Below are 1,124 nucleotides of genomic sequence, written 5' to 3' on the forward strand. Positions count from 1 at the left end.
TGAGCTGGGGGTGGCCGCAGAGACCAGCGAGAAGCGACTGTTTACTAAAAACACAGGTCCGTGCGAAGCCGTAAGGCGATGTATACGGACTGACGCCTGCCCGGTGCTGGAACGTTAAGGGGACCGGTTAGTGCACTTTCGGGTGTGCGAGGCTGAGAACTTAAGCGCCAGTAAACGGCGGTGGTAACTATAACCATCCTAAGGTAGCGAAATTCCTTGTCGGGTAAGTTCCGACCTGCACGAATGGCGTAACGACTTCTCGACTGTCTCAACCATAGGCCCGGTGAAATTGCACTACGAGTAAAGATGCTCGTTTCGCGCAGCAGGACGGAAAGACCCCGGGACCTTTACTATAGTTTGATATTGGTGTTCGGTTCGGCTTGTGTAGGATAGCTGGGAGACTGTGAAGTCATGGCGCCAGCCATGGTGGAGTCGTCGTTGAAATACCAGTCTGGTCGTGCTGGATGTCTAACCTGGGTCCGTGATCCGGATCAGGGACAGTGTCTGATGGGTAGTTTAACTGGGGCGGTTGCCTCCTAAAGAGTAACGGAGGCGCCCAAAGGTTCCCTCAGCCTGGTTGGCAATCAGGTGTTGAGTGTAAGTGCACAAGGGAGCTTGACTGTGAGACCGACGGGTCGAGCAGGGACGAAAGTCGGGACTAGTGATCCGGCAGTGGCTTGTGGAAGCGCTGTCGCTCAACGGATAAAAGGTACCCCGGGGATAACAGGCTGATCTTCCCCAAGAGTCCATATCGACGGGATGGTTTGGCACCTCGATGTCGGCTCGTCGCATCCTGGGGCTGGAGTCGGTCCCAAGGGTTGGGCTGTTCGCCCATTAAAGCGGTACGCGAGCTGGGTTTAGAACGTCGTGAGACAGTTCGGTCCCTATCCGCTGTGCGCGTAGGAATATTGAGAAGGGCTGTCCCTAGTACGAGAGGACCGGGACGGACGAACCTCTGGTGTGCCAGTTGTCCTGCCAAGGGCATGGCTGGTTGGCTACGTTCGGGAGGGATAACCGCTGAAAGCATCTAAGCGGGAAGCCTGCTTCGAGATGAGTATTCCCACCAACTAGATTGGTTAAGGCTCCCAGTAGACGACTGGGTTGATAGGCCGGATGTGGAAGCC

1 rRNA gene is annotated in these 1,124 nt (G+C 55.8%); it reads left to right on the forward strand.

Annotation, left to right across the window (positions count from 1 at the left end):
- Positions 1–1,124, forward strand: a 23S ribosomal RNA gene (locus tag AB0D14_RS45005); the annotation flags it as partial.

The organism is Streptomyces sp. NPDC048484 (assembly GCF_040651415.1).
GTDB lineage: Bacteria > Actinomycetota > Actinomycetes > Streptomycetales > Streptomycetaceae > Streptomyces.